The following is a 22,474-nucleotide window of genomic DNA, read 5'->3' as shown; positions in this document are numbered from 1 at the left end:
TAAGGTTTTCTTAGCTTAAAAATAAGATTGGAATGATATGATAAATGTAACATAGGGGAGGAGATGGGGATGAATCCGTTTTATTCAATGCGAGCCAGATATTTTTTAATTGTATTTATACTACTTGTTTTGGTTGAACATATTGGTAAACAAGTACTAGAGAATACATTTCATATATCACTTTCTTCTTTTACAAGCATACTTGTACTATACGTATTTCCATCCGTTTGGTTATTCTATCAATGTAAGCGTCATCGTGTGCCGTTTACTGTATTTATGAATAGAAAAGAATCATTTAATATTTTACAAGTTTTGATGATTACAGGAATGCTGATTCTTTTTAGTTATGGATATCTTGTATTGTATATGTATAGCTTTGCATGGATTACACCAAGTTTTATGATGAATATATTAAACGAACCCATTATAAGTAATGCGGGTGGATACGTATATCAATTTATTATCATCGTTTTGATCGCTCCTATTACATGCGAATTTTTATTTAGAGGTTTTTTATTTCAGCGTTTTGCGGCAAAGTGGGGAGCTGGAAAAGCGATGGTGATTGTAGCGCTTCTTTTCGGATGTTTGCATATTGATTTTCTCGGTGCCGTCATGTTTAGTATCGTCCTATCGATTGTATACATGCGGACGAAAAGTTTATTGATGCCAATTAGTATTCATATGTTAAATAATACGATTGTACTTATTACATCTCTCATTTTGAGTAAGGAAGAAATGATAAGCTTTGCAGATTTTTCTACTTATACGCCATTTTTTACAGGACTTGTTATTTTTATCATTGGATTAAATTTGGTACTCATCTTTTTGTATATGAATCGTCGTTATATGAGTAAAGAGGTGCCAGTAGTATACACAAATAAAGTGAGAGAATTATAGTTTAGATAACATAGAATGTATTGAATAACGAAAAATATAAACCCTTTCTTTTTAGATGGGAGAGAGAATCCGTCTATGGATAGAAGCTTTACCCCATGCCGTGTGAAAACAAAGGGAGAAAACGAGTGCAGATCACCTTTTGTTCTCATAGCAGCGATTTATATGTTTGAAAATCTAATAAGATTTATATAGAAAGGAATGTATCTGATTCTATGAATGAAACGATGCGGTCAAATAAACTGTTTTATTTGATTATGGTGAGTTTAATTGTTATTACGACAGTGAATGTAGGGATTCGCTGGAATGAAGCATACTTTTTTGTTTATTTAGCACTTCATATTCTAGGGCTGCTATGTATTGCGGGCGGAATTGTAGTTGAGAAAAGAAGTGAAGATGGAATTAATTATATATGTGTACTTGGTCTTATACTACTTCTAACTGTACAAGGAATTATGAAGTATAGCTCCATTTCTTTTCAAGATCTTAATTTTTTTGTTAACATTTTTCAATAAAGGATGCTGAGTTGTGATGGCGAAAAAACAAGTTGGATATATAGTTGTTTTACTTGGATTTATCCTAATTATTGTAGGCAAAGTGTATGTAAACAATTATGAATATGGGAAATATATAAGTGGTTTCGGCCTTGTTTGTTGGATCATGAGCGCGTTTCTGATTCCAACATACGAGCCGAGGAAACATATAGAGAAATAATAGAATGGATAGGATTTTAAATTCGTAGCATAATAAATAGAAAGAACCTCTTCTCATTACAGAAGAGGTTTTGCAGCGTGGTGGGGAACAAGATCCAGTAGACACTTGCTTTGTCGTTATTTGCCGAATGGTCGATATCCTTTGTTGAATCGCCTATAAAATTTCACTTACCTTTTTCATAACGCATCTTTAATTTTCTCAAGTACTTTTTTACTGTTAAACCCGCGTTCTCCCATACCAAAAACTTCAATTAAATGATCATTTTCATCGAGTAAATAGGAGTTTGAAGTATGAATATAAAGCCCGCTTCCAGGGTCGCGGTACTGAAAGTTAAATGTATTTGCTAGTTGTTTCGTTTCATCTACATCACCGCGAAGTAAGTGCCATCCTTTTGTTTTTTTCATTTCAAATGTGTCCGCATATGTAGTTAAGATTTCCTTTGTATCGAATTTTGGGTCAATGGTAATTGTAATGAACTCAACCTTTGTTCCAAACAGTTTTTCCTTCTCTAATTCGTCTCGTAAATGTTTCATTTTATAGGTCGTAACAGGGCAAATATCAGGGCATTTTGTGTATATAAATTCTACGAGTTTAAGTTTCTTCGGTAGTTGATCAAAAGATAGCGTTGTACCATTTACATCCTCCATAACAATCCCGCGTGGTATTTCAGCAGAAGCTTTACGATAATCTGTAAAATAGTAAATTCCAATTCCGATTACAATGATTAAACCTAATGTAAAAGTAATATAAATTTTTTTCAAGTTCTATCCCTCCCAGTTTCATTTTATAAGAAAAATCCGAGGATTTTTTAAGAGGGATTGAAAATTGAATGACAATTCTGATTGTTAGCTTGTTCTATTTTTGAAAGAACGAACTTACAATAATAAGAGACAGGCAGCATAGAGGAGGAGATACCGTGAAAAAGGTTGTGAAATGGTCACTTTTTTTGTACGTTGGTTTTGCGTTATTTATATATTGGTATTTATTTGGATGGAATCATGAAATTATTCCATATGCGTATAAAGGAACAAGTGCTGATCCACAAACGTTTATGAATGCGAAGGAACTTACATTAAGTCAGGATTACTCACGTGTGAAAAATTTACTCTTTTTTTTAACGACACCTTTAGAGTGGATTATTCTATTATTTGTGCTTGTTTTAGGCGTATCCAAACGCTTTGAAAAATGGTCAAAGGAAACAGCAAAGGTACGGATCATTCAAGTTGCTATTTATCTTTTTTATTTATCATTGCTGACGACTGCGCTTGCGCTGCCACTACAATGGCTGAGTCATCAAATCTCAATTGATTACGGCATTTCAACACAATCAACAGCGAGCTGGATCAAAGATCATGTGATCAGTTTTTGGGTAAATTATATTACAATGTTACTCATCGTCTCTGTCCTTTTATGGTTGATTCATAAATTTCCGAAGCGGTGGTGGTTAGCGGGCTGGGCTTTATCTGTGCCATTTACAATTTTTTTAACGTTTGTACAGCCTGTTTTAATTGATCCGTTATACAATGACTTTTCTACATTGCAAAATAAAGAACTGGAGGAGAAAATTTTAGCAATTGCTGACAGGGCACATATTCCAGCTGAACATGTATATGAAGTGAATATGTCTGAGAAAACGAATGCGCTAAATGCATATGTAACAGGTATTGGATCGAATTCTCGAATTGTATTATGGAATACAACGCTCCAGCAATTGAAAGATAAAGAGATTTTATTTATTATGGCTCATGAAATGGGACATTACGTGATGAAACATATATATTGGGGCGTGGCAAGCTATATTGTATTAACGTTTGTAGGGATGTATTTGATTAGTCGTATTATAAACATGTGTGTACGGAAATGGGGAGACACATTACAAATTTCGAAAGTAGCATGTTTCTCCATTCTACCATTGTTTTTCTTGGTTTCCTCCGTATTATCTTTTGCGGTGAGCCCGCTATCTAACTATGTATCTCGTATAGAAGAGCGAGCAGCTGATCAATATGCGTTAGATATGACGAAGGATGGAAAGTCTGGTGTGAAAACATTTCAATATTTATCAAAAACAGGATTAAGTCAAGTGAACCCGCCGGCGTTAGTGAAGTTTTTCTTATATACACACCCGCCGATTTTTGAGAGAATTCATGCGTTTGAGGAGTATGAGAAGCAGAAGAAATAAGGAGCAGCGAGTGAGCTGCTTCTTTATTTATCCCGCAGTAACGGGCAGTAAGACCCCCATCTCAAGATTCAGAGAGAAATGAGGAAGGTAGGTGGGGGATCAACTGCCCGTAAAAGCCCGATTGGTGAGGGCTGAGAATCAGTGGGGGATGAAGAAAACCCCCACTGATTAAAGTTTCACTTTATGTGAATGCGAAATGGAAAGAAATAAGCCCCTTTCTTTTAGGGGTTAGAGAGAGCGTCCGTCCATGCGTAGAAGCGGTCAGGGCCTATTTTCTCCCCATGCCGTGTGAAAACAGAAAGAGAAAATGAGTGTGGATAGTTTTTGTTAAAATAGCCGTTATTTAGGTGCTGGAGAATTGAGATGGATTGATAGAAATATAAGTTGGGGAAATAAAACCTTTCTTTTTGGGGTGGGAGAGAGGATTCATCCATGCGTATAAATAATACTAAAATAACACCACAACGCAATATGTGTCGTGGTGTTAGTTTGTTTTTCACATTTTATTTCACTTCGTGTAGAATTAAAGTTAAGAATATTGAGGAAATTAACGTGTGAATGTTCGTTTCAGATTAATGGGGGTCGTTTATTTTGTTACAAAAAAGTACTACAAGTATGTTATTCCAAGCAAAATCATTGCCAGCTATAAAAATGATTGTATCGATGTCTATTTTTGGCTCCATCGGATTTTTTTCAGTGAAAACAAATTTACCATCATTTGAATTGGTATTTGTTCGCTGTATTTGCGCGACTATATTTTTAGCGTTATGCTGGCTTGCGACAGGGCAGTTTAAAGAAGAGAAGTGGAACAGAAAAGAAGTACTACAAATACTAGCTTGCGGCGTTTTTCTTGTTTTTAACTGGGTGTTTTTATTTAAAGCTTTCGAAGTTATGTCAGTGACGATTGCGATTTCTGTATATCATCTCGCACCTATTATCGTATTAATGATTGGGAGTGTCGTGTTTAAAGAAAGATTAACAATGTTATCTATTATTTCGATTCTGATTTGCTTTGGTGGCACTGTGTTAGTCGCAGGTGTGGATGGGAGTGTCTCTATAGAGAAACTGATGTCTTCTGGAATGGTTTGGGCACTTCTTGCAGCGTTATTTTACGCATTTACGACGCTTTTGGGAAAAGGAATTAAGCATACAAGCGCCTATGCCATGACATTTTTACAAACTTTTCTAGGGATATTTCTATTACTACCATTTGTAGACTTTGGAGAATTTCATGGTTTGACGCAAAGTAATTGGATTGCAATCACAGCGACAGGACTGATTCATACTGGTTTTGTTTATTATTTATTTTTTGATAGTTTACGAGATTTACCAACACGTTTAATTTCCATATTAGTCTTCTTAGATCCTGGAGTGGCTATTTTACTTGATACAGTATTTACAGGGTTTCGTCCAACTACAATGCAGATAGTAGGGATTATCCTTATTTTTGTTGGTATGGCATTTACTTTTCGGAAACCGAAAGCAGGAAAAAAAGGAGCAAAGAGAGAAGCTTCCTAGTAAGAGACTTACATACAATTCGAATTTCTAACATAGATAGAGAGCGCACCTGCTCTCCTTTAATCGTGAAGCTCACAATAATAGATGTCACAGATTGTTCGTTTTATTCATGTGGTTTGGAAGTGCATCATATGTAATATAGATAATCAGATTCAATCTATTATTTTTCTATTTTTAATTAAAATAGAATTGAAGGAGAGAGAGCCATGAAGAAGAAAATATTTCGTGCGATGGCTGTAGTAGGGATTGTGAGTAGTATATTTGTAAGTACAAATGGAATTTCTGTAAAGGCAGAAGAGTATCCAGAGATGAAGGTATTTGAAGATGTTCCGCAAGGTCACTGGGCATTTGATGCGATTTACGATTTATCCTATCACAAAATTATTGAAGGATATGGAAACAAAAGGTTTGGTGTGGGGGATCCGGTGACACGCGAACAAGTAGCGGCCGTAATGTATCGTACACTGAAAATAGAAAAGCAAGGTGCATTGAATAATCCATATAGAGACCTTCATGCAAATTCAACAATGTTTTTAGAAGAAATTTTGGCATTAACAGAGCGTGGAATCCTTAAAGGGGATGGAAGTGGTAACTTCAGGCCAAAAGCATCATTAACTCGTGCAGAAATGGCGCAAGTTCTTACGAGAGCATTTGAATTTGAGATAAAACAAAAGCATACGTTTCGTGATGTACCGAAAAATTTCTGGGGGGCAGATGCGATTAGTGCCTTGCAATCAAACAACGTTGTAGTCGGAGCGGGGAATGGGAAGTTTGAACCAGGAATGACTGTAACACGTGAACAATACGCACAGTTTTTATACAACGGAATTATTAATTATCATTTGAAAGAAGAACAAAGTGAAAAATAGAGTAGAAGAGAATTCTCTTCGTTACTATAAAAAAGCACAATGATAGAATCGTTGTGCTTTTTGGTTTTTTAAAAGAATAACAGGATTTTAAGTTGTATTTTATATTTATAACGGATATTTTGTTGAAAACTGCCTGTTTTGTTGGTTTTTCATCAAAATAATCATTTTACATTAAATTTATTATCAATCTACTAAACAAAACATAGGGTGTAATATGATTCACAAAGTTGTCACTACTAATATAAAAAACTATATTGTGTCTGTTTTGTTAATTATTTATAGTAAAGTGGAAATACATATGCATAGGGGGCAATTTTGTGAACAAGAAGTTTTTAAAAGTCGTAACATCATTAACAATTATGGGTGGCGTTTTGTTAAGTACAGATAGCGCTATTGCAAAGGCTGAAGAGAAGGTAGTCCAAAAATCAAATCACATCGTATTTAAGGATGTTCCAGGAGGACACTGGGCATATGATGCGATTTATGATTTAGCAAATGAAGGGATTATTGCAGGATATGGAAATGGAATGTTTGGTATGGGAGATAATGTAACGCGTGAACAGGTGGCTGCATTAATTTATCGTACTTTTGGGATAGAACCACAAGATGAATATGAAAATCCATATGAAGACATCGATGAAAATTCAACAATGTTTCCAGAAGAAATTTTAGCTTTAACAGAGCTAGGAATTTTCCAAGGGGATGAAAATGGTAACTTTAGACCGAAAGCTACATTAACACGTGCAGAGATGGCGCAAGTTATTATGCAAGCTTTTGAATTAGAAGTGAAAGCTCCACATAACTTTACTGATGTTCCAGCGGGCCATTGGGCGAATGATGCAATTAGCGCAGTACAATCAAATTACATTGCACAAGGGGTTGGAGAAAGGAATTTTGCCCCAAGTATGAAAGTAACGCGTGAACAATATGCGCAGTTTTTATACAATGCAATCATAAATGATCCTTCTGCAGAATAAGAAAAAGTGAATGTATAAAATAGGGCAGGTGTTATATAACACCTGCCTTTTTGTTGTATAAAAAGGTGAATGAATCAGTAGATGAAACCGATGTTTCATAAAAAATAAGTTAAATTTTCGAAAAACTCCTTCCTTTTCCGAAAATTTGTTATATAATATAAACATAAAATCAAATCTGTTATAAAACAGTTTAAGAAGGAGATGCTAATATGTCGACGCAAACTTCACGGGTTACACTCGCCTTAGAAGTATTACCGGCGTATGGAGAAATTTTGACACCGGAAGCGCTCACTTTTTTAAAAGAGCTGCATGAGAATTTTAATACACGCCGTAAAAGCTTATTGCAAAAACGTGTGGAAAAGCAAAAAAGAATTGATGCAGGGGAGTTTCCAAGCTTTTTACCAGAAACAGCACATATACGTGCTGGAGATTGGACGATTGCCCCGCTTCCAAAAGATTTAGAAGATCGCCGGGTGGAGATTACAGGGCCAGTAGATCGAAAGATGGTGATTAATGCTTTAAATTCAGGTGCACATCTTTTTATGGCAGACTTTGAAGATTCGAACTCACCGACGTGGCACAATGCAATAGATGGCCAGATTAACTTAAGAGATGCGGTGAAGGGAACGATTTCATATAAGAATCCAAGCGGCAAGGAGTATCGTTTAGGTGAGAAAACTGCTGTACTTATTGTGCGTCCGCGCGGCTGGCATTTAGAAGAAAAACATATGCTAGTCGATGGAGAAAAGATGTCAGGGAGTCTCGTTGACTTTGGTTTGTACTTTTTCCATAATGCAAAAACATTATTAGAAAAAGGAAGCGGACCATATTTTTACTTACCGAAAATGGAGAGCTATTTAGAAGCAAGATTGTGGAATGATGTTTTTGTTTTTGCACAGAAATACATTGGGATTCCGAACGGGACGATTAAAGCAACTGCATTATTAGAAACCATCCACGCTTCTTTTGAAATGGATGAAATTTTATATGAACTCCGTGATCACTCAGCCGGACTGAATTGTGGACGCTGGGATTATATTTTTAGTTTCTTAAAAAGTTTTCGTAATCATAATGAATTTTTGCTTCCAGACCGGGCGCAAGTTACGATGACGGCTCCGTTTATGCGCTCATATTCTTTAAAAGTAATTCAAACGTGCCATCGCCGGAATGCACCAGCAATTGGCGGAATGGCAGCGCAAATCCCGATTAAAAATAATCCGGAAGCAAATGAGGCTGCTTTTGAAAAAGTTCGTATGGATAAAGAACGTGAGGCTTTAGACGGGCATGATGGGACTTGGGTTGCCCATCCGGGACTTGTACCGGTTGCGATGGAAGTGTTCGATCACATTATGAAAACACCGAATCAAATTTTTAGAAAACGTGAAGAGATTTATGTAACAGAAAAGGACTTGTTAGAAGTACCGATGGGAACGATTACAGAAGAAGGACTTCGTATGAATATTAGCGTTGGCATTCAATATATTGCATCGTGGTTAAGCGGCCGCGGGGCAGCACCGATTTACAATTTGATGGAAGATGCAGCAACGGCAGAAATTTCACGGGCGCAAGTGTGGCAATGGATTCGGCATGAGGGCGGCAAACTACATGACGGCCGTAACATTACCTTTGCTTTAGTAGAAGAGTTTAAGGCGGAAGAGCTGGCGAAAATAGAACAGGAGATTGGTAAGGAAGCGTTTGAGAAAGGTAGATTTGTAGAAGCAACAAAGCTCTTTACTAATTTAGTACAGAATGATGAATTTGAAACATTTTTAACATTACCGGGTTACGAAATTTTATAAAGTGAAAAGGGGATGGAAGAGATGACAAACGAAAGAATACAAAAGTTACAAGAAAACTGGGAGCTAGATGAGCGTTGGAAAGGGGTAACGCGTCCTTATTCTGCTGAGGATGTCATTCGTCTTCGTGGATCGATTGATATTGAGCATACATTAGCACGTAAGGGAGCAGAAAAACTTTGGCAATCACTTCATACAGAAGACTATATTAATGCGCTTGGCGCGTTAACAGGAAACCAAGCAATGCAGCAAGTAAAGGCAGGATTAAAAGCAATTTATTTAAGTGGTTGGCAAGTGGCAGCGGATGCCAATCTATCCGGGCACATGTATCCAGACCAAAGTTTATATCCAGCGAACAGTGTACCAGCTGTTGTAAAACGTATTAACCAAACGCTGCAACGTGCGGATCAAATTCAGCATATGGAAGGCAGCGATGATACAGATTATTTCGTACCAATTGTTGCGGATGCTGAAGCTGGATTTGGCGGTCAGCTAAATGTATTTGAATTAATGAAAGGGATGATTGAAGCAGGTGCATCAGGCGTGCACTTTGAAGATCAATTATCTTCAGAGAAAAAATGCGGACATTTAGGCGGAAAAGTATTGCTACCAACGCAAACAGCGGTACGTAATTTAATTTCTGCGCGCTTAGCTGCGGATGTAATGGGGACTCCAACAATTATTGTAGCGAGAACAGATGCGGATGCAGCTGATTTAATTACGAGTGATATTGATCCGGTTGATCAAGAATTTATTACAGGAGAGAGAACGCCAGAAGGTTTTTATCGGACAAATGCAGGGCTTGATCAAGCGATTGCGCGCGGTTTAGCATATGCGCCATATGCAGACCTTGTTTGGTGTGAAACATCTGAACCGAATTTAGAAGATGCGAAGCGTTTCGCGGAAGCAATTCATGAGAAATATCCAGGTAAATTATTAGCGTATAACTGTTCACCATCTTTTAACTGGAAACAAAAACTAGATGAAAAAACAATTGCAACCTTCCAAAAAGAAATTGCTTCATACGGATATAAATTCCAGTTCGTAACACTAGCAGGATTCCATTCCTTAAACTACGGCATGTTTGAACTTGCACGTGGCTATAAAGAGCGCGGAATGGCAGCATATTCTGAACTGCAACAAGCAGAATTTGCAGCAGAAGAGTATGGCTATTCTGCAACGCGCCATCAACGCGAAGTTGGAACGGGTTACTTTGATGAAGTAGCACAAGTGATTACAGGCGGAACATCTTCTACAACGGCATTGAAAGGGTCTACGGAAGAGGCACAGTTTAGGAAATAAGTGAGGGAGCAGGTGTCCTTTAAGGGCACCTGTTGTTTTTTATATAAGAAATCAATTGATAGTTTTATAAAAATTTAGAAATAAATATTTTCAAAAAATATTGTACATTCTATTTTAAGTATGCTATGATTATCTCAGTTGAATAACTAAATCAAGCAATCCATATATTATCAAGTGCTGAAAACGAACGAGAAAAAGTATGTGAGACCTGTTTTATTTTTCGTATTTGGTAATGTGTGGATTCTTTTTTTATGTATGAAGACTAAAAAATATGTATTTTCTTAGGAGGAAATAATCATGGCAGTAACAGGACAAGTAAAATGGTTTAACAACGAAAAAGGCTTTGGTTTCATCGAAGTTCCAGGCGGAAACGATGTATTCGTACACTTCTCTGCAATCGAAACTGAAGGTTTCAAATCTCTAGAAGAAGGCCAAAAAGTTAGCTTCGAAATCGAAGATGGCAACCGTGGACCTCAAGCTAAAAACGTTATCAAACTATAATCTTATAGTACGTGATGAAAAAGGATGGCTTATGCCATCCTTTTTTATTATTAATTTATAAACTATATAAACATAGATGAACTATTCTTTCACCCTGCTCTTTTTCCCCTTCTTACTACACTTAGGACATTTCGTTTTACGAAATGGCTTCGCAAAGAATAATAAAAGACAAAATAAACCGATAATAATACTAGCCGAATTTTTTACGATAACGATACTGCTATTTTCCATCTTAATCATTGGCTGATCATGTTTTTCTTCCATAATGGACCTCCGTCTATCGAATTTCTCCTTAATTATAGCAAAGAAGTGAGGTTGGGAATGAAGAAAACATTCATTTAGTGAATGACCCCTCCTTAACACTCTTACGAGTTGTTTGAAGAAGGGGCTTCCTGTTTCCTAGAGCGTTGCTATTTGGGAATCCAAGTAGTCTTACATACTCTCCACAGGCGTCTTTTATACTGTTTGGACACAACCTTGCCCTACAGTTTCAATCCTCAGTCGTTCTTACAAATAATTGCTCTAACCCTTTTTGCAAAATGTTTCGGCTCGCATTATGATCCCTGTCTAATACCGTTCCACACTTTGTGCAAATATGTGTCCGAATCGATAGTGATTTCTTCACACGATGCCCACAGCTCGAACAATCTTGTGATGTATATGCTGGGTCTACTTTCACAAGTAAGCCTCCAAATTTTTCACACTTATACATCAACAGCTTACGAAAAATCCCCCACCCCGCATCGGAAATTGACTTTGACACGTTTCGGTTCCGAACCATATTTCGGATATCAAGATTTTCTATACAAATCACCGAATACATTTGCGTGAGATGATAACTTAATTTGTGTAAAAAATCTTTTCTTTGATTCGCCACCTTTTCGTGAAGATTCCGGATCCTTTCTACTTGTTTTCTATAGTTAGCAGAGCCTTTATTTTTCTTAGAAAGGTTACGTTGTGCTTTTTTCAATTGTTTTTCTTTTTGCAAAAGAAATCTTGGATTTTCAAATACCGTTTCATTAGAAAGAACAGCGTATGCATGGAGTCCTACATCTATACCAACTGCATTTTCTCTATCGATAGAAGGAGATACAGCTTGTCTTTCGACACTAAAAATAGCGTACCATCTCTTAGCTTGGCGTTTCAGAATCAATTGTTTGATCGTTCCTTCTATTGGTCGATGAAGATGAATCTTTATTTCTCCTAATCCCTTGTTATATAATTTTCCGTTCTCTGCAAACGACATCGCTAAACGATGTTTCCTATTCGGTTTGAATCCAAACTGAGGGAAAGTGAGACTATTATAGTCTTTATACTTTTTCAATTTTGGATAGTTAGCATCTCCACGAAAAAAGCCATCATAGGCCTTTTTGAGTCGTAAAAATACTTCTTGCAAGGGCTGTGATGGCACTTCTTTGAGAAAAGGATACTTCTTCTTGTCTATCGTTTGTTGCTTTTGCATGTCAGAACGTGTATACAATTCTTTGTTTTCCTTATATTTTCTTTGTTTATCTAAAAGAGCAGAATTATAGGTTTGACGACAATATTGTAGCCAACGGTCTAACGTTTCTCTTTGTTCTTTCGTTGGAAAAATTTCATATTTTTGGCTTAGCAACATTGTCATCACCCTCCTCCTTTTTCGTTATAGTGTTCAGATTTCCAAAATCAGAATGTACGTTCTCGTTTCTATTACTAGTATACATGAAGTTACATAAAAAGGAAATAGAAACTTCGTGCTGTGCACGACCAACATTCATCCTCTCCCTACCACTGGACTATGTCCTGCACGTGCTTGAGGAAGAGGACTTCTGTTGGAGTACCGTTAAAGTTTCACTTTATAAATCATAGTTTTTTAGTAGCTGTTTTTGTTATCACTTATAATAATATGTTACAAATATTTCAAAAAGGGAAGATTGTATTTTTCTAGAGAAGTTCATCTTTTTAAGTTAAGAGAATAAGTGGATTTTATGCAGATATTTATATGAAGAAATATAATGAAATTTTAAAGTTTTATAAGAAAATATAAAATATTTGAAAAAAAGAACAATTTTATTTTTAGAGTGGTACAATTATCCATGCAGCTGCTGTTATGAATGGTAAGAAAAATAATGAAGGAGAGAGTGTAGGATGGGTGAACAAGCAGAACGCTATGTCGAAAATTATGTCGTAAACAAGAGAACTATGGCCTTACTTCCAGTTATTTTAGGGGAAAAACGCATTGTAACGCGAGTAGTTGAAGTAGAAGACAGTTTTTTCATGTTTCAAAAGCCTCTTGAGATTGTGGAACGAAGTTGTCGCAAACACGGATCTAGTTTCTTAGGTAGAAAAGACGGTACAAAAGAGTTGACACGTATTACACATAAGGCACCCATTGCAATTAGCCCGACAGATCAGCTTTACTTTTTTCCTACGTATTCTTATTCTAGAAAGGAATGTGCATGGTTGTCGCACTTCCATATTGCAAACAATAAAGAACTAGCAGATGGTAATTTAATTATTCGATTCATTAATGGTCTCGCAGTGAAATTAGAAATATCAAAAAGCAGTTTTGAGAATCAGCAAAACCGAACCGCAAAACTACGAACAGAGTATGAGGATCGCAAAAATAAACAAGGAAAACTTCAGTTTAAGCAGGTCGATAAAGAAGATGAATCTACACTAAAGCCTGCTTATGAAAAAGCATATCTTGTGAAAGAAGAGGACATAAAGGAATAATGACTGATAGGCAGAAAGGATGGGACAACCATCCTTTTTTATATTTCTCAACATGTAAAATCGTGTCAAATATTGATAGATTATCATACAATAATAATAAAGGATTTCTACATAAAAGTATGGAAAATAAATAAATACATCTCCATATGTCGTATCTACCATTTCCTCTTTCTAACAAGCAATGATAAAGTATAGGGATAGGATATTATAAAGTGAAACTTTAATCATTGGGGGAGCTTTATCCCCCAAATGATTATTAGTTGAACCAATCGGGCTTTTACGGGCAGTTTACCTCCCGCCTACCTTCTTTGCTTTCACCGAATTTTGAGGTGGAGTATTACTGCTCGTTAATGCGGGATAAAGGGGCAAATTGTAGAATGGATTTTCAAACAATCAAAGAGTATTTTTCAGCGGAAAATATGAATCAACTTGTAGAAAGTTATCGGGCATTTGGGCCGCTCCTTGGTATTGGCCTGCCGATGGTGGAGGCAATTATCCCTGCATTACCACTTATTGTGTTTGTGATGGCGAATGCAGTTGCCTTCGGGTTATGGTTTGGTTTTTTGTATTCATGGCTTGGGTCAGTGCTTGGTGCATTAATTGTATTTTCGGTTATTCGCCGTTTTGGACGCAGCCGGTTCTTCTCGTTTGTGAATAAGCATCCGAAAGTGCGCAAAGCGATGGGATGGATTGAACGGAAAGGGTTCGCACCTATTTTTATCTTATTTTGTTTTCCTTTTACGCCGTCTGCACTTATTAATGTTGTGGCTGGCTTATCACGTATTAGCAGAAGACAATTTGTGTTAGCACTAGCGCTTGGAAAGTTAGTCATGATTTTTATTTTAAGTTATGTTGGACATGATTTAACTTCTTTTATCTATAAGCCGGTGAAAACAATTATTGTGATAGGTGTTATTTTTATTTTATGGTATGTCGGTAAGAAGATTGAAGTAAAGCTAGAACTACATTAAGACTAGTCTGCACTGTAAGTAAGGCTCCATTATAGAAAAGGGTGAGGGGAGAGGCAGATGAAGCGAGCTTTGAAAAAAGAAGGCCTAGAATGGATGAGGACAATCCTTATAGGCGTGCTATTAGCTGTTTTCTTTCGAACGTTTTTCTTCTCAACGTATGTTGTAGAGGGGAAGTCAATGATGCCGACACTTCAAGATGGAAATATGCTTGTGGTAAATAAGGTTAGCTATCAAGTTGGGGAGTTGAACCGATTTGATGTTGTCGTGTTTCATGCAAATAAGAAAGAGGATTACGTAAAGAGGATTATCGGTTTACCTGGTGATCATATTGAATATAAGCACGATAAGTTGTATATAAACGGCCAATTTGTGGACGAGCCTTATTTGGAGACCTATAAGAGGCAAGCGGAAGGACGGCAGTTGACAGGAGACTTTACGTTAGAAGAATTAACGAGAGAAAAGACTGTTCCAAAGGGGTCTATTTTTGTAATTGGTGATAATCGTCTCGGCAGTTGGGATAGCAGGCACTTTGGCTTTGTGAAAGCAGATACTGTTGTCGGGAAAGTGGATTTACGTTATTGGCCAATTAATGAAGTGCAGACGAACTTTTCAAAGGGGAATCATAAATGAAATTTTATCGGAGATTCAACAAAGGATATCGACTATTCGGCAAATAACGACCAAAAGCAGGAGCCTGCTAGCTCCTGTTTTTTTGTGTTATAATACAAGGATGATATCAAACTAACGTTCGTTATGTCAGTGAAAGGTGGGAATTACATGTCGCTTCGATTTGTGATTGGACGGGCTGGAAGTGGAAAAAGTACGTTTTGTTTACATGAAGTACAAGAAGAATTACGGCAGCGTCCAAGAGGCGAAACAATTTTATATCTTGTACCGGAACAAATGACGTTCCAAACGCAGCAAGCATTAATAGGAAATGAAGAAGTTAGCGGCTCTATTCGGGCGCAAGTATTTAGTTTTTCAAGGTTAGCGTGGAAGGTTCTGCAAGAAGTTGGTGGCGCGAGTCGTCTTCATATTGATGAGGCAGGCGTGCATATGTTGCTGCGTAAAATTGTAGAATCCCGTAAGGAAGGATTGTATGTGTTTCAAAAAGCAGCAGAACAAAATGGCTTTTTTGAACATTTAGGAAGCATGATTGCTGAGTTTAAACGCTACAATGTCACACCATCGAATGTATATGAGATGTGGCAACAGTTAGATGCTCATTCAAATGGTGATGAGCAAAAATTATTAGCAAATAAAATGTACGATCTTCAGCTTTTATATGATGATTTTGAACGGGCTTTAATTGGTAAATATTTAGATTCAGAAGATTACCTGCAGTTACTTGTAGAAAAGCTTCCAGAATCTGACTATGTAAAAGGTGCAGAAATTTATATAGATGGATTTCATTCCTTTTCACCTGGGGAATTAGAAATCATTAGAAAGCTCATGACTTGCGGAGCAAGAATTACAGTTACGTTAACAGTAGACGAAAAAACGTTATCACAGCCAGTAAGTGAATTAGATTTGTTTTATCAAACAGTCCTTACGTATGAAAAAGTGAAACAGTTAGCACGTGAAGAGAAAGTCGCCGTGGAAAGTACGGTTTTGATGAGAGAACAACCACGTTTTCATTCACCGGCGCTAGCGCATTTAGAAGCTGAATTCGAATCTCGTCCTTCTAAGAAGTTTCAAAGTGAACCAGATATTACATTATATACAGCGGCAAACTTACGAGCGGAAGTTGAAGGTGTAGCTCGGGAAATTCGCAGACTTGTTGCAGAAGAGGAGTATCGCTACAGAGATATTGCGGTTCTTCTTCGTAATGGAGAAAGCTATTATGATGTAATGAAAACATTGTTTACAGATTACGATATTCCGCACTTTATCGATGAAAAGCGTCCGATGTCACATCATCCACTTATTGAATGCATTCGTTCTGCGCTAGAAGTCATTAGTGGAAATTGGCGTTATGATGCAGTATTCCGCTGCATAAAAACGGAACTATTATATCCGTTAGATGTAAGAAAAGAATCAATGCGCGAAGAAATGGATGAGTTTGAAAATTACTGTTTAGCATACGGCGTACAAGGAAAGAGATGGACGGCAGATGAACCGTGGACATATCGTCGTTATCGCTCGTTAGATGGAGCCGTAGGAACACAAACAGATAGTGAACGTGAAATGGAAGAGAAAATCAACCGTCTCCGTGATGTAGTAAGGACACCGATTATTCGTTTGCAGAAGCGTTTCAAACGTGCAAGTTCAGTCATGCAAATGTGTGAAGCAGTGTATTTATTTTTAGAAGAATTAGATGTTCCTAAAAAACTAGAAGATTTGCGTATGCGTGCTGAAGAAGAAGGGAATTTCCTGTTTGCAAGTGACCATGATCAAGTTTGGGAAGAGGTAATGAATCTTCTCGATACATTTGTAGAAATGCTAGGCGAGGAAAAGATGTCTCGTGTAATGTTTATCGATGTAATGACAACTGGACTTGAGGCGCTTCAATTTGCAAATATCCCGCCGTCTTTAGATCAAGTGCTGATTGCAAATATTGATCGAACAAGGTTATCGAATGTTCGCGCTGCTTTTGTAATTGGTGCAAATGAAGGAATCATTCCAGCAGCCCCTTCAGATGAAGGGATGTTATCAGATGAAGAAAGAGAATCTCTCGCTACAGCTGGTGTAGAATTAGCACCAACAACAAGGCAGACTTTATTAGAAGAGCAATTTGTTATTTATCAAACAGTAACCCGTGCATCTGAGAAATTATATATTTCTTGTCCGCTTGCGGATGAAGAAGGAAAGACGTTACTGTCATCTAGTTTTATTAAGAAAGTAAAAAGAATGTTCCCTTCTATCAAAGAAGTCTTCATAACGAATGATGTGAATGATTTATCTCGTCAGGATCAAATTTCGTATGTAGCAACGCCAGAAGTTACGTTGTCGTACGTAACGCAGCAACTTCAAAACTGGAAACGATACGGTTTTGAAGGGAATCTTGATTTTTGGTGGGATGTATATAACTTCTATGTGACTTCACCCCAGTGGAAGCAAAAAAGTAGTCGTGTGTTGTCTAGTTTATTTTATCGAAATCGTGCGCAGAAACTTAGTCCAGTTGTAAGTAGAGATTTATACGGAGATAAAATTAAAGGAAGCGTCTCTCGTATGGAACTATTTAATCGCTGCGCATATGCTCATTTTGCACAGCACGGATTATCACTACGAGAACGTGATGTGTTCAAATTAGATGCACCAGATATCGGCGAATTATTCCATGCGGCATTAAAGAGAATTGCAGATAAGTTACTGAGGGAAAATCGTACTTGGGCTGATTTATCGATAAAAGAATGTGAGCATCTTTCTGCCGTAGTCATTGAAGAAATTGCACCGCTTCTGCAAAGACAAATTTTATTAAGTTCAAATCGAAATCATTATTTAAAACAAAAACTGCAGCAAATCATTTTCCGTACGTCACTTATCCTGCGTGAGCATGCGAAGTCAAGTGGATTTGTGCCAGTTGATTTAGAGGTTCCATTCGGTATGGGCGGCACTGGGTCTCTTCCGCCAATGGAGTTTACACTCGCAAATGGTGTGAAAATGGAAGTTGTTGGCCGCATTGACCGTGTAGATAAAGCAGAAGATGAAAATGGTACGTTCCTTCGTATTATTGATTATAAATCGAGTACAAAAGCTTTAGATTTAACGGAAGTATATTATGGCTTAGCGCTTCAAATGTTAACGTATTTAGACGTTGTCATTTCAAATGCAAATACGTGGATGAAAAAGGATCAGGCGGCACTGCCTGCTGGCGTTTTATATTTCCATATTCATAACCCGATTGTGGAAATGAAAGGCGACGCTTCAGAAGAAGAGATTGAAAAAGAAATTTTAAAGAAATTTAAAATGAAAGGTCTTGTGCTAGGAGATGCGGATGTTGTTCGTTTAATGGACAATAAGTTAAGTACGGGAAGTTCAGATATTATTTCTGCCGGTTTGAAAAAAGATGGTAGTTTTAGTGCGCGTTCTAGTATTGCAAGTGAACAAGAATTTACAACCTTACAGCAATATGTGCATCATACATTTGAAAACATTGGGAAAGACATTACAGAAGGTGTCATTGATATCGCACCTTATAAAATGGGGAACAAAGCAGCTTGTACATTCTGTAATTTCCGCTCTGTTTGTCAGTTTGATGAATCACTTGAAGATAACCAGTTCCGCACGTTAAAAGATATGAAAGATAGTGAAGCGATGGAGAAAATAAGAGAGGAGGTTGGCGAATGATAGAGAACTGGCCACAAAAGCCTGAAGGTAGTCAATGGACGGATGATCAATGGAAAGCAGTTGTCAGAGATGGCCGTGATATTTTAGTCGCGGCAGCAGCAGGATCGGGAAAGACAGCTGTACTTGTAGAAAGAATTATTCGCAAAATTATTAATGCCGAGAATCCAGTAGATGTAGACCGTCTGCTTGTCGTAACGTTTACAAATGCAGCAGCGCAAGAGATGAAGAACAGAATTGGCGAAGCGTTAGAAAAAGTATTAATCGATGAGCCTGGGTCAGAGCATATTCGTAAGCAGCTTAGTTTATTAAATAAAGCGTCGATTTCAACGATTCACTCGTTCTGTTTACAAGTCATTCGAACGTATTATTATATGCTCGACGTTGATCCGCGTTTTCGCATTGCCAACCAGACAGAAAATGAATTATTAAAAGAAGAAGTATTAGATGACATACTAGAAGAGGAATATGGCACCGAGGGAAATGATATATTCTTTGAACTCGTTGATCGCTATACGAGTGACCGAAGTGATGATGATTTGCAGCGCATGATTTTAGCGCTTCATACAGAATCAAGAGCGCATCCAGACCCAGAGAAGTGGCTGGATAAACTTGTTGAAGCGTATGTTGTGGAAGGAAAATCAATTGAGGATTTAACATATGCGTCTTACTTACTAGAAGATGTGAAGTTTCAGCTGGAAACTGCTGAAAAGCATGTTCAAAAAGCAATTGAACTTGCGATGCTTCCAGATGGGCCAGCACCACGTGTTGAAACGTTACAGGCAGATCTTGTTTTACTTGGAACGCTATCTAGTGCAGCTCATCAGTCTTGGACAAGTGTATATGAAGAGATGCAAAATGTTTCGTGGCAAACGTTAAAGCGCATTAAGAAGAGTGACTACAATGAAGAGATTGTCAAACAAGTAGATTCACTTCGAAATAAAGCAAAAGATGAAGTGAAGAAACTACAAGAAGAGTTATTTAGCCGGAAACCAGAAAGCTTTTTACGTGATTTTAAGGAAATGCATCCTGTACTAGAAAAGCTTGTTCAAATTGTAAAAGTATTTACGGAGCGATTCCAAACGATCAAGCGTGATAAAGGAATGGTTGATTTCACAGATTTAGAGCATTTTTGCTTACAAATTTTAAGTGAACGTACGGAAGATGGCGAACTGCGTCCATCACCAGTTGCAATGCAATATCGCAATAAATTTGCCGAAGTACTTGTCGATGAATATCAAGATACAAACTTTGTACAGGAGTCGATTATTAAGTTTGTAACGAAAGACTCTGAGCAAGAAGGTAATCTGTTTATGGTTGGTGATGTGAAACAGTCAATATATCGCTTCCGATTAGCAGAACCTGGCTTGTTTTTAGGGAAGTATAAACGATTTACGCCTGAAGGAATAGACGGCGGGATGAAAATTGATCTAGCGAAAAACTTCCGTAGTCGTCATGAAGTGCTAGCAGGTACGAACTTTATTTTTAAACAAATTATGGGCGAAACGGTCGGAGAAATTGATTACGATGCCGATGCGGAACTAAAGCTTGGTGCGAGTTATCCAGAAGGAGAAGATGTAGCAGCTGAGCTGTTATGTATTCATCAGTCTGAGGGCGAAGAATCGGCAGAGGGAGAAGACGGTGTCGAAGTAGAAAAAGCACAGCTGGAAGCACGTTTAATGGCACAAAGAATTAAAGCGATGGTGGATTCAGGTTATGAAGTATACGATCGTAAAACAGATAGTATGCGCCCGGTGAAATATCGTGATTTTGTCATTTTACTGCGCTCGATGCCGTGGGCTCCTCAAATTATGGAAGAGTTAAAATTGCAAGGTATTCCTGTTTACGCTGAGCTTGCGACAGGTTATTTTGAAGCAACTGAAGTGACTGTCATGATGAATGTATTTCGCGTAATTGATAATCCGATGCAAGATATTCCGCTTGCGGCTGTACTTCGTTCCCCAATTGTTGGATTAAACGATGAGGAACTTGCGATGCTCCGTGCTCATGAAAAGAAAGGTTCGTTTTATGAAGTGTTGCGTTCCTTCTTACGAGGAGCACCGCTTGAGGGAGAGGTAGAATTACACGGGAAACTACAATGGTTCTATAACCTCTTACAAGGATGGCGTGAATTTGCGCGTCAGCAGTCACTTTCTGATTTAATTTGGAAAGTATATCGTGAGACAGGCTATTATGATTTTGTTGGTGGTCTTCCGGCGGGAAAACAACGCCAAGCTAACTTACGTGTATTATACGACAGAGCAAGGCAGTATGAAGCAACATCTTTCCGTGGTTTATTCCGTTTCCTTCGTTTTATTGAGCGTATTTTAGAGCGCGGGGATGATATGGGAACAGCGAGAGCACTCGGTGAACAAGAAGATGTTGTTCGAATTATGACGATTCATAAAAGTAAGGGACTCGAGTTCCCAGTAGTATTTGTAGCGGGGCTTGGGCGCCGTTTTAATACACAAGATTTAATGAAACGATTCTTACTACACAAAGATTTCGGTTTTGGATCACAATTTATTGATCCTCGTAAACGAATTAAATATACGACGTTATCACAATTAGCGATTAAACGTAAAATGAAGATGGAACTGATTGCGGAAGAGATGCGTGTACTATATGTTGCTTTAACGCGTGCGAAAGAAAAATTGATTTTAATTGGTACGGTGAAAGATAAAGAAAAAGAAATGGAAAAGTGGCTTGATGCAAGGGAACATACCGATTGGTTACTGCCGGATTATGTTCGTGCGGGAGCATCTTGTTACTTAGATTGGATCACGCCGTCACTATATAGACATCGTGATAGTGAAATGCTCCTTGAACTTGGACAAGGAAATATACCAAATGAAATTTATGAGTACGATGCGAGCTGGAAAGTAGAAGTCGTTGACGGTAACACTTTACTTGCCCCTGAGCCAGTACAAGAAGAAAAACAAGAATTGTTAGAGGCACTTCGTGAGAAAAGAGCGGTTCCGCTAGAAAGCGAACGAAAAGAAGAAGTGTATGCTCGTTTAACATGGGGGTATGCGCATGAAGGTGCAACAGCACATCGGGCGAAGCAGTCTGTTACGGAGATAAAGCGGAATTATCAATCGGAAGATGGAAGTGATCATACCTTTATAAAAAAACTTCGTGCTCCTATCAAAACACGTCCGCGTTTTATGGAGAAAAAGGGATTAACCTATGCCGAACGAGGAACAGCTGTCCACGCCGTTATGCAGCATATTAATTTACAAAAATCGATTACACCAGAAATCATTAAAGAACAAATTGCAGAAATGGTAAATAAAGAATTACTAACATTTGAGCAAGCAGAAGAAATTCCGATTGATTGCATTGTAGCCTTTTTTGATACAGATCTTGGTAAGCGTGTGCTAGCTGCGAAGAACGTAGAACGTGAAGTACCATTTACGATGATGCTTTCAGCACAAGAAGCGTATCAAGATTGGCAAGGGCAGAGCAAAGAATCTGTACTTGTCCAAGGGGTTATTGATTGTATGATAGAAGAGGAAGACGGCATTGTATTAATTGACTTTAAAACAGATACAATTGAAGGACGTTTCCCAGGTGGATATGATCAAGCAAGACCTATTTTAGAAGATCGGTATAAAGTGCAGCTTTCATTGTATGCAAAAGCTTTAGAGAAGAGTTTGCATTGTCCGATAAAAGAAAAGTATCTATACTTCTTTGACGGAAATCACATACTGCGTGTAGAAGATGAAAAGTGAGCGTGGAATACTATAGA

General features: G+C 37.7%; 18 protein-coding genes. 15 read left to right on the top strand and 3 right to left on the bottom strand.

All coding sequences use genetic code 11. From position 1 onward, the window contains the following. Positions 1 to 69 precede the first annotated feature (69 nt). The 3 genes from LOK41_RS17230 to LOK41_RS17220 all read left to right on the top strand — a co-directional run bounded on the left by LOK41_RS17230 (position 70) and on the right by LOK41_RS17220 (position 1,608). Positions 70 to 897: a CPBP family intramembrane glutamic endopeptidase gene (locus LOK41_RS17230; protein WP_241817567.1), complete on the top strand. Its 828-nt coding sequence runs from the start codon at positions 70 to 72 to the stop codon at positions 895 to 897. A gap of 212 nt (positions 898 to 1,109) precedes the next feature. Continuing rightward, the gene (locus tag LOK41_RS17225) at positions 1,110 to 1,409 is read left to right on the top strand and encodes a hypothetical protein (RefSeq protein ID WP_174102875.1); all 300 of its coding nucleotides are present in this window, start codon (positions 1,110 to 1,112) and stop codon (positions 1,407 to 1,409) included. A gap of 13 nt (positions 1,410 to 1,422) precedes the next feature. Next, positions 1,423 to 1,608: a hypothetical protein gene (locus LOK41_RS17220; protein WP_241817566.1), complete on the top strand. Its 186-nt coding sequence runs from the start codon at positions 1,423 to 1,425 to the stop codon at positions 1,606 to 1,608. A gap of 176 nt (positions 1,609 to 1,784) precedes the next feature. Here LOK41_RS17220 and LOK41_RS17215 read toward each other — a convergent pair whose 3' ends face one another. Then, on the bottom strand, positions 1,785 to 2,369 hold the full coding sequence (locus LOK41_RS17215) for an SCO family protein (protein WP_241817565.1): 585 nt from the start codon (positions 2,367 to 2,369) through the stop codon (positions 1,785 to 1,787). A 155-nt stretch (positions 2,370 to 2,524) separates the two neighbouring features. Here LOK41_RS17215 and LOK41_RS17210 point away from each other — a divergent pair, with 155 nt between their 5' ends. The 7 genes from LOK41_RS17210 (at position 2,525) to cspA (ending at position 10,750) form a co-directional block, all read left to right on the top strand. Then, positions 2,525 to 3,787, top strand: a complete 1,263-nt coding sequence (locus LOK41_RS17210) for a M48 family metallopeptidase (RefSeq protein WP_241817564.1) — start codon at positions 2,525 to 2,527, stop codon at positions 3,785 to 3,787. A 591-nt stretch (positions 3,788 to 4,378) separates the two neighbouring features. Beyond that, a complete protein-coding gene (locus LOK41_RS17205) occupies positions 4,379 to 5,305 on the top strand; it encodes a DMT family transporter (protein ID WP_481748820.1) in 927 nt (308 codons plus the stop codon). A 206-nt stretch (positions 5,306 to 5,511) separates the two neighbouring features. Further along, a complete protein-coding gene (locus LOK41_RS17200) occupies positions 5,512 to 6,174 on the top strand; it encodes an S-layer homology domain-containing protein (RefSeq protein ID WP_241817563.1) in 663 nt (220 codons plus the stop codon). 317 nt (positions 6,175 to 6,491) lie between these two features. Further along, the gene (locus LOK41_RS17195) at positions 6,492 to 7,151 is read left to right on the top strand and encodes an S-layer homology domain-containing protein (RefSeq protein WP_241817562.1); all 660 of its coding nucleotides are present in this window, start codon (positions 6,492 to 6,494) and stop codon (positions 7,149 to 7,151) included. Between the two features lie 209 nt (positions 7,152 to 7,360). Then, positions 7,361 to 8,950, top strand: coding sequence for a malate synthase A (gene aceB / locus LOK41_RS17190; RefSeq protein WP_241817561.1), 1,590 nt, complete (start codon positions 7,361 to 7,363; stop codon positions 8,948 to 8,950). A 21-nt stretch (positions 8,951 to 8,971) separates the two neighbouring features. Next, positions 8,972 to 10,249 carry an isocitrate lyase gene (gene aceA / locus LOK41_RS17185; protein ID WP_174102868.1) on the top strand — a complete coding sequence of 426 codons (1,278 nt, stop codon included), beginning with the start codon at positions 8,972 to 8,974 and terminating at the stop codon, positions 10,247 to 10,249. A gap of 297 nt (positions 10,250 to 10,546) precedes the next feature. After that, entirely contained in the window at positions 10,547 to 10,750 is a 204-nt protein-coding gene (gene cspA / locus LOK41_RS17180) for an RNA chaperone/antiterminator CspA (protein WP_033673878.1), read from the top strand. Positions 10,751 to 10,831: 81 nt separating this feature from the next. Here the strand turns inward: cspA and LOK41_RS17175 are convergent, their stop codons facing one another. Both LOK41_RS17175 and LOK41_RS17170 read right to left on the bottom strand, forming a co-directional pair. Further along, entirely contained in the window at positions 10,832 to 11,014 is a 183-nt protein-coding gene (locus tag LOK41_RS17175; RefSeq protein ID WP_174102867.1) for a hypothetical protein, read from the bottom strand. Between the two features lie 226 nt (positions 11,015 to 11,240). Further along, the gene (locus LOK41_RS17170; RefSeq protein WP_241817560.1) at positions 11,241 to 12,374 is read right to left on the bottom strand and encodes an RNA-guided endonuclease InsQ/TnpB family protein; all 1,134 of its coding nucleotides are present in this window, start codon (positions 12,372 to 12,374) and stop codon (positions 11,241 to 11,243) included. A 503-nt stretch (positions 12,375 to 12,877) separates the two neighbouring features. Here LOK41_RS17170 and LOK41_RS17165 point away from each other — a divergent pair. The 5 genes from LOK41_RS17165 to addA all read left to right on the top strand — a co-directional run bounded on the left by LOK41_RS17165 (position 12,878) and on the right by addA (position 22,457). After that, entirely contained in the window at positions 12,878 to 13,465 is a 588-nt protein-coding gene (locus LOK41_RS17165) for a competence protein ComK (RefSeq protein ID WP_241817559.1), read from the top strand. A 377-nt stretch (positions 13,466 to 13,842) separates the two neighbouring features. Then, a complete protein-coding gene (locus tag LOK41_RS17160) occupies positions 13,843 to 14,436 on the top strand; it encodes a TVP38/TMEM64 family protein (RefSeq protein WP_241817558.1) in 594 nt (197 codons plus the stop codon). 57 nt (positions 14,437 to 14,493) lie between these two features. Then, the gene (gene lepB, locus LOK41_RS17155) at positions 14,494 to 15,066 is read left to right on the top strand and encodes a signal peptidase I (protein ID WP_241817557.1); all 573 of its coding nucleotides are present in this window, start codon (positions 14,494 to 14,496) and stop codon (positions 15,064 to 15,066) included. Positions 15,067 to 15,213: 147 nt separating this feature from the next. Next, a complete protein-coding gene (gene addB, locus LOK41_RS17150; protein ID WP_241817556.1) occupies positions 15,214 to 18,726 on the top strand; it encodes a helicase-exonuclease AddAB subunit AddB in 3,513 nt (1,170 codons plus the stop codon). After that, positions 18,723 to 22,457, top strand: a complete 3,735-nt coding sequence (gene addA, locus LOK41_RS17145) for a helicase-exonuclease AddAB subunit AddA (protein ID WP_241817555.1) — start codon at positions 18,723 to 18,725, stop codon at positions 22,455 to 22,457. The genes addB and addA overlap by 4 nt, the downstream gene beginning before the upstream one ends. The last annotated feature ends 17 nt before the right edge of the window (positions 22,458 to 22,474 follow it).

Source organism: Bacillus sp. TL12, assembly GCF_022625245.1.
GTDB lineage: Bacteria > Bacillota > Bacilli > Bacillales > Bacillaceae_G > Bacillus_A.
Note: the sequence above shows the minus strand (reverse complement) of the source record. Positions and strands in the feature narration are given on the sequence as shown.

Excerpts from the sequence above, each read along its gene's own strand:
- LOK41_RS17230 (WP_241817567.1), top strand. The coding sequence starts at position 70 with ATGAATCCGTTTTATTCAATGCGAGCCAGATATTTTTTAATTGTATTT.
- LOK41_RS17225 (WP_174102875.1), top strand. The coding sequence starts at position 1,110 with ATGAATGAAACGATGCGGTCAAATAAACTGTTTTATTTGATTATGGTG.
- LOK41_RS17200 (WP_241817563.1), top strand. The coding sequence starts at position 5,512 with ATGAAGAAGAAAATATTTCGTGCGATGGCTGTAGTAGGGATTGTGAGT.
- aceB (WP_241817561.1), top strand. The coding sequence starts at position 7,361 with ATGTCGACGCAAACTTCACGGGTTACACTCGCCTTAGAAGTATTACCG.
- aceA (WP_174102868.1), top strand. The coding sequence starts at position 8,972 with ATGACAAACGAAAGAATACAAAAGTTACAAGAAAACTGGGAGCTAGAT.
- cspA (WP_033673878.1), top strand. The coding sequence starts at position 10,547 with ATGGCAGTAACAGGACAAGTAAAATGGTTTAACAACGAAAAAGGCTTT.
- LOK41_RS17175 (WP_174102867.1), bottom strand. The coding sequence starts at position 11,014 with ATGGAAGAAAAACATGATCAGCCAATGATTAAGATGGAAAATAGCAGT.
- LOK41_RS17170 (WP_241817560.1), bottom strand. The coding sequence starts at position 12,374 with ATGACAATGTTGCTAAGCCAAAAATATGAAATTTTTCCAACGAAAGAA.
- LOK41_RS17165 (WP_241817559.1), top strand. The coding sequence starts at position 12,878 with ATGGGTGAACAAGCAGAACGCTATGTCGAAAATTATGTCGTAAACAAG.
- LOK41_RS17160 (WP_241817558.1), top strand. The coding sequence starts at position 13,843 with ATGGATTTTCAAACAATCAAAGAGTATTTTTCAGCGGAAAATATGAAT.
- lepB (WP_241817557.1), top strand. The coding sequence starts at position 14,494 with ATGAAGCGAGCTTTGAAAAAAGAAGGCCTAGAATGGATGAGGACAATC.
- addB (WP_241817556.1), top strand. The coding sequence starts at position 15,214 with ATGTCGCTTCGATTTGTGATTGGACGGGCTGGAAGTGGAAAAAGTACG.
- addA (WP_241817555.1), top strand. The coding sequence starts at position 18,723 with ATGATAGAGAACTGGCCACAAAAGCCTGAAGGTAGTCAATGGACGGAT.